Genomic DNA, 5,928 nt, shown 5'->3' on the forward strand with positions numbered 1-5,928 from the left:
GCTGGGGGCTGGTCGGGGCCTATGCAGTGATGCTGGCGGTCGGATTGGTCGTGGCGGCGCCGGTGCTGAGGTTCTGGGGCGCGCCGATCATTCTGGAGTTTCTGCTGGGCGTCGGGATCGCCTCGGTTTGGCGGTTCGCGCCGCGTGGGTTGGCGCTGTGGGCGGTCGGTCTGGCGCTGGTCGGGTTCGGGTTGAGCCTGGTCTTCGGCTATGGCGGCATCGACGATGTGCGGGCGCTGAACGATCCGTGGAACGGGTTGAGGCGGGCAGCGGTCTGGGGTCTGCCCAGCGCCCTGCTGGTGTTCGGCGTGGTGCGGATGGAGCGGACGGATCGGGCGCCGGGGCGGCTGGCGCGGGCGGCGGCCTTCATGGGGGATGCGTCCTACTCGATCTATCTGGTCCATGTGCTGGTCATCCGGGCCCTGGGGCGGATGTTCGAGAGCGGGATGGTCGCCCTGCCGGGGGATGCGGTGGTGGCGCTGACGGTGATCGCCAGTCTGGCGGCGGGGGCGGTCGTCCACGTCTGGATCGAGCGGCCGCTTCTGGAGGTGATGACACCCTCTCCCGCTGGGAGAGGGCTTGAGCGTCCGGGAGCGTAGCGATCGGTCAACGCGAAAGGGTGAGGGCTCGCTCGCGCGCACTGGGCCGCCGGCCGACCCTCATCCGGCTCTTCGAGCCACCTTCTCCCACTGGGAGAAGGGACAGGAATTCTTGGGAGATTGCGATGGTTTCGATCCGGTGGCCGTTCGGCCAGGCGGGGCGCGTGGGCGCGCCTGAGGCGAAGGAAAGCCGGGCGGGCGGGGTGATCGCCTTGTCGGGGGTGGGGCGACCCAGGTGGACGCCCAACGACTACGCCAGCCTGGCGCGCGAGGGGTATCAGAAACGCCGTGGCCTATCGCTGCATCCGCATGATCGCCGAGGCGGCGGCGGCTGCGCCGTTTGCGGTGTTCGTGGACGGGGCGCGCGACGATGCGCATCCGCTGGCGAAACTGATCCGACGGCCCAATCCCGAGCAATCGGGGGCGGAGCTGATGGAGGCGGTCTATGGCGCGCTGCAGGTGTCGGGCAACGCCTATGTCGAGGCGACCGGCGATGCGGATGGAGACGGGGCGCCGGACGAGCTGTGGGCGCTGAGGTCGGATCGGGTGAAGGTGGTTCCGGGCCGGTCAGGCTGGCCCGAGGCGTGGGATTATTCCGTGGACGGACGGTCGGTGCGGATCGGGCGGGCGGCGGACGGCTGGGCGCCGGTGATGCACCTGAAGCTGTGGCACCCGCTGGACGACTGGTACGGGCTGTCGCCGCTGGAGGCGGCGGCGCAAGGGGTGGACGCGCACAATGCGGCCGGCGCGTGGAACAAGGCTTTGCTGGACAATGCGGCGCGGCCGTCGGGGGCGCTGGTCTATGGGGCGAGGAACGGCGAGCGGCTGACGGACGGACAGTTCGAGGCGCTGAAGGACCAGCTGTCGAACGTCTATGCCGGGGCGATCAACGCCGGGCGGCCGATCCTGCTGGAAGGCGGGATGGATTGGAAGCCGCTGAGCCTGACGCCGGCGGAGATGGATTTCACCGCCGGCAAACATGTGGCGGCGCGCGAGATCGCCCTCGCGTTCGGGGTGCCGCCGCAGCTGCTGGGGATACCGGGCGATGCGACCTACGCCAACTATCGCGAGGCCAATGCGGCCTTCTGGCGACAGACGGTGATCCCGCTGGTGAGAAAGGCGGCGGGCGCGATGACGGGCTGGCTGGGCGAGCGGTTCGCGGGGTGCGAAATCCGGGCGGACCTGGATGCGGTCTCGGCGCTGCAGCCCGAGCGGGACGCCCTGTGGGCGCGGCTGGAGGCGGCGAGCTTCCTGACCGACGAAGAGCGTCGGCGGATGGCGGGATTGGGGGCATGACCGAACATCATATCCGGCGCGTGCCGACGGCGCTGCTGATCGCCGTCGTGGTGCAGACGGTGGGCGGCCTGGTCTGGGCCGGGGGCGCCGCAGCGCGGATCGCGACGTTGGAGCAGCGGGTCGGGGAACAGAGGCTGGTCGCCGAACGACTGGCGCGGCTGGAGGTCCAGGGCGAGGCGACGGCGGCGGCGGTGGAGCGGATCGAGCGTAGGTTGGAGGGGAAATGAGCGCACTGGCCATCGAAGGCTACGCCTCGCTGTGGGGCGTGGCGGATCTGAACGGGGACGTGGTGCAGGCGGGGGCGTTTGCGGACAGTCTGGCCAAGACGGGCGCTGAGGGGGTGCGAATGCTGAACCAGCACGATGCGCGCGCGCCGGTCGGGGTCTGGGAGCAGATCGTCGAGGATGCGCGCGGTCTGTTCGTGCGCGGCCGGATCGAGGACTGGTCGGCCGAGGCGCGGTTCGCCGGGGCGTTGAGCCGAGCCGGGGCGCTGGATGGGCTGTCGATCGGATACCGCACGGCGCGGGCCCGGCGTCAGGGACGGCTGCGCGTGCTGAGCGCGGTCGAGCTGTGGGAAGTGTCGCTGGTGACCTTTCCGATGCTGCCGGGGGCGCGGTTCAGTTTGGCTTGAGGGCCTGGAAAGCGCCATTGCGGTCGAGGGTCTCGGCGAGGGCGGCCATCTGGGCGCGGCCCTTCTTGCCGTGGAGATAGCGCAAGACCCAGCCGGCGAGCACCAGGCCGAAGATCCAGCCGACGTGCAGCACGAGGTGGGCGAACAGGATGAAGACGGCCGCCAGCGCATAGGCGCCGAGATAGACCAGGGCCAGCTGGCCGCCGCGCGAGGCCGTGGGGTTCGACAGGCCGGCGATGATCTCGGCCAGGCCCGGCGAGGCGGCGGCGGACGGCAGGGCGTGATCGGAGGGCTTGGACGCCGGTTGGGGCGCGGGCCTGGATTGCGCTTTTGGCGTGGCTTGGGCGGGTGCAGGGGCCGGTCTGGCGGCGGGTTTTGGCCTGGGCGGGATCGGATCCGGCGTGCGCCGGGCGGGACGGAACAGGATCGAGCGGCCGGCTTCGTCGACGGTGAAGACCTCTTCGAAGGCGGCGGTCGAGAAGTCGATGGCGCGGGTGTCCTGGCCGTAGCTTTGGCCGTGCAGGGCCGTCAGCCGGCCTTGGCGCAGCTCGATCTGGAAGCCGACGGGGTCGGGCAGGCCGGCGACCATGGCATGGACCGTGCCGAACAGGCCGGTGGCGTCCGGGTTGGCGATCACGCGGTCCGCATCGACGACGATCTGGGAATAGAGACCGGCGCCGGTGTTGCGACGCAGGCCCGGCGAACTGGCGGCGACCTGGGCCCGCAGATCCGGCACGCTGTCGCCCATCTGCCAGATCATGGCGTCCATGACGGCGCTTTCGAGGGGCGTCAGGTGGGACATGGGGCGCTAGGACGACTTGGATGCAGCGTTGCGACGCAGCATCAAAACCACGATGCCGAGGATCAGGACGAGTATGGCGATCTGCGCCGCGCGGTAGCGCAGGCCGCTTTTGCCCTCAGCCTCGGCGCCGCGATGCAGGGCAGTCAGGACGATATCGGCAATCGTGTAGACGATGACCGGAAGGCCGATGGCCGCCGCCCATGGCCAGCGGGCCACACGTCGTGGCCCTGCTGAAAGCGTGCCGGGCGGGAAGAGGACCGCGAAGAGGATCAGCGCGGCTGCATGAAGCAGCGGGCTGTAGAGATCGGCTTCGACGAAGATCGGCGCGGGCATGAGGCGAGCCTAGCGGTCGCCTGAAGCCGCCGCAATCACAGGTTTCGGGCGGCCGATGTCGGCCGCTCGCGAAAATGGGAAGGTCGCGACGCGGCCGCCCCCTCCACCGCCTTCGGCGGTCCCCCTCCCCCGCATCGCGGGGGAGGATCGTTTCAGCAGGAGACACCATGAAAGAGACCAAACAGGCTTCGGGCCAGCCCGAGGCGCGCGATGTCGTGCGCGAGATGATGGCGGCGTTCGAGGCGTTCAAAGGGGCGAACGACGCCCGGCTGGGCGAGATCGAGAAGAAGGCGGCGGCCGATGTGCTGCTGGAGGAGAAGGTGGCGCGCATCGATCAGGCGGTCGTCTCGGCCCAGGCGCGACTGGATCGGGTGATGAGCCAGAGCCGTCGACCCCAGATCGCTGGAGTGATCGGCGGCGAGCCGGTGGAGCCGGCGTCAGCGCCCGAGGCGAAAGCGGCGTGGGACGGGTATTTGAAGACAGGCCAGTCTGGCGCGCTGGAGGTCAAGGCGGGCCTGTCGGGCGGGGCGACCTCGGGCGGCTATGTGGTGCCCTATGAGACCGAGCGGGCCATCGAGCGGCGTCTGATGGCGGCCAGTCCGATGCGCGAGATCGCCACGGTCAGGACCGTCGCGGCCGGCGTTTTCAGAAAGCCGGTGTCGACGGCGGGCGTGGCCTGCGGCTGGGTGGCGGAGACGGCCGCGCGGCCCGAGACGGACCCGGCGACCCTGGCCCTGCTGGAGTTTCCGTCGGCCGATCTCTACGCCAATCCGGCGGCGACGCAGGCGTTGCTGGACGACGCCATGGTCGATCTGGACGAATGGCTGGCAGCCGAGGTCGAGGACGCCTTTGCGGCGCAGGAGACCCAGGCCTTCATCAACGGCGATGGGGTGAACAAGCCCAAGGGTCTGCTGTCCTATCCGACTGTGGCGGACGCGGGCCAGGCCTGGGGTCAGATCGGCTATGTCCCCTCTGGCGCGGCGGGCGGTTTCGCGGCGACCAGTCCGGCGGATCGCCTGATCGACCTGATCTATGCGCCCAAGGCCCAGTATCGGCCGAACGGCCGGTTCGTGATGAACCGCAAGACGGTCTCGGCCGTGCGCAAGTTCAAGGACGCGGACGGCAACTACATCTGGCAGCCGGCGACGCGGCTGGGCGAGACGGCTTCCTTGCTCGGCTATCCGGTGACCGAGATCGAGACCATGCCGGACGTGGCGGCGAACAGTCTGTCGATCGCGTTCGGGGACTTCCAGCGGGGGTATCTGATCGTGGACCAGGCAGGGTTGCGGGTGCTGCGCGATCCCTATTCGGCCAAGCCCTATGTGCTGTTCTACACGACCAAGCGCGTGGGCGGCGGGGTGCAGAACTTCGACGCGATCAAGGTGATGAAGTTCGCCGCGACCTAGTCGCGGAGTGATGGCGACTTTCCCTCCCCCTGCGGGGGAGGGTGGCTGAGGCGCAGCCGAAGTCGGGTGGGGACGGCCGGGCGATCGAAGTTAGGTCATCGACCAAGCGTGCGGCCTTGCCGGGCCGCCCCCACCCGGTCGCTGCGCGATCACCCTCCCCGGAGCGGGGAGGGAGATTCCGAATCTGACAATGGAGATTGCCATGGCGCAGCCGGTGACGGTGGCGGAGGCGAAGCTGTTTCTGAGGGTCGAGCATGAGGTCGAGGACGGCTTAATCCAGACCCTGATCGCGGCGGCGCAGGCGAAGGTGGAGGGGGATGTCGGGTTGAGCCTGACGTTCACCTCGCCGGCGCCGCTGAGGCTGGCGATCCTGATGCTGGTCCTGCGGGCCTATGAGCGAGGCGAGGCGGTGGAGATCGAACCGGTGGAGGGCTGGATCGCGCCATACCGCGTGGTGCGGTTGTGAGAACTCTAGCGGGGCTGTTCCAGCCGGTGGAGGCCGAGACGCCGTATGGCGGGCGCAGCGTGTCGTTCGAAGCGGTCGGGTCGGCCTGGCTGAAGTGTGGGGCGCGTCGGCGCACGGAACGCGGCGAGGGCCATCAAAGGCGGGCGGTCGAGACGATGGGCGCGGAGGCGCGGGCGGATGGCCGGCTGACGGTCGGGCGCGTGCTGCGGTTTGGCGGGGCGGACTGGCGGATCGTGGCGATGGAGGACGCGCGGCCGGGGCGGGCGAAGCTGGATCTGGAGCGGGTGCGATGAGGGATCATGAGAGCGCGCTGCAAAAGGCGGTGCTGGCGGCGCTGAAGGGTGATGCGGCGGTGCAGGCGTTGCTGGGCGGGCGGGTCTGGGACCATCCGCCGG

The 5,928-nt window shown here is 69.8% G+C and carries 8 protein-coding genes and 1 pseudogene; 7 read left to right on the top strand and 2 right to left on the bottom strand.

The features are described 5' to 3' along the window. The 4 genes and pseudogenes from GGC30_RS16355 to GGC30_RS16000 form a co-directional block, all read left to right on the top strand. Positions 1 to 599 (top strand): acyltransferase (locus GGC30_RS16355; RefSeq protein ID WP_194943626.1); only part of this gene is annotated, 599 nt, incomplete at its 5' end. A 125-nt stretch (positions 600 to 724) separates the two neighbouring features. Beyond that, a pseudogene (locus GGC30_RS15990) lies at positions 725 to 1,895 on the top strand (phage portal protein). Then, positions 1,892 to 2,122, top strand: coding sequence for a hypothetical protein (locus tag GGC30_RS15995; protein ID WP_153926101.1), 231 nt, complete (start codon positions 1,892 to 1,894; stop codon positions 2,120 to 2,122). Before GGC30_RS15990 ends, GGC30_RS15995 begins: the two are co-directional and overlap by 4 nt. Further along, entirely contained in the window at positions 2,119 to 2,526 is a 408-nt protein-coding gene (locus tag GGC30_RS16000) for an HK97 family phage prohead protease (RefSeq protein WP_153926103.1), read from the top strand. Before GGC30_RS15995 ends, GGC30_RS16000 begins: the two co-directional genes overlap by 4 nt. On the opposite strand, the gene GGC30_RS16005 is transcribed toward GGC30_RS16000, so the two are convergent. Both GGC30_RS16005 and GGC30_RS16010 read right to left on the bottom strand, forming a co-directional pair. Next, the gene (locus tag GGC30_RS16005; protein ID WP_153926105.1) at positions 2,513 to 3,328 is read right to left on the bottom strand and encodes a hypothetical protein; all 816 of its coding nucleotides are present in this window, start codon (positions 3,326 to 3,328) and stop codon (positions 2,513 to 2,515) included. The genes GGC30_RS16000 and GGC30_RS16005 overlap by 14 nt on opposite strands. 6 nt (positions 3,329 to 3,334) lie before the next feature. Further along, positions 3,335 to 3,661 carry a hypothetical protein gene (locus tag GGC30_RS16010; RefSeq protein WP_153926107.1) on the bottom strand — a complete coding sequence of 109 codons (327 nt, stop codon included), beginning with the start codon at positions 3,659 to 3,661 and terminating at the stop codon, positions 3,335 to 3,337. A 167-nt stretch (positions 3,662 to 3,828) separates the two neighbouring features. On the opposite strand from GGC30_RS16010, the gene GGC30_RS16015 reads away from it, so the two are divergent. From GGC30_RS16015 to GGC30_RS16025, 3 genes are all read left to right on the top strand, one after another. After that, the gene (locus GGC30_RS16015; RefSeq protein ID WP_153926109.1) at positions 3,829 to 5,067 is read left to right on the top strand and encodes a phage major capsid protein; all 1,239 of its coding nucleotides are present in this window, start codon (positions 3,829 to 3,831) and stop codon (positions 5,065 to 5,067) included. 202 nt (positions 5,068 to 5,269) lie between these two features. Further along, the gene (locus GGC30_RS16020) at positions 5,270 to 5,533 is read left to right on the top strand and encodes a head-tail connector protein (RefSeq protein ID WP_153926111.1); all 264 of its coding nucleotides are present in this window, start codon (positions 5,270 to 5,272) and stop codon (positions 5,531 to 5,533) included. Next, positions 5,530 to 5,826 carry a phage head-tail adapter protein gene (locus GGC30_RS16025; RefSeq protein WP_370452035.1) on the top strand — a complete coding sequence of 99 codons (297 nt, stop codon included), beginning with the start codon at positions 5,530 to 5,532 and terminating at the stop codon, positions 5,824 to 5,826. The genes GGC30_RS16020 and GGC30_RS16025 overlap by 4 nt, the downstream gene beginning before the upstream one ends. The last annotated feature ends 102 nt before the right edge of the window (positions 5,827 to 5,928 follow it).

The organism is Brevundimonas sp. SPF441 (assembly GCF_009661015.1).
Lineage (GTDB): Bacteria > Pseudomonadota > Alphaproteobacteria > Caulobacterales > Caulobacteraceae > Brevundimonas > Brevundimonas vesicularis.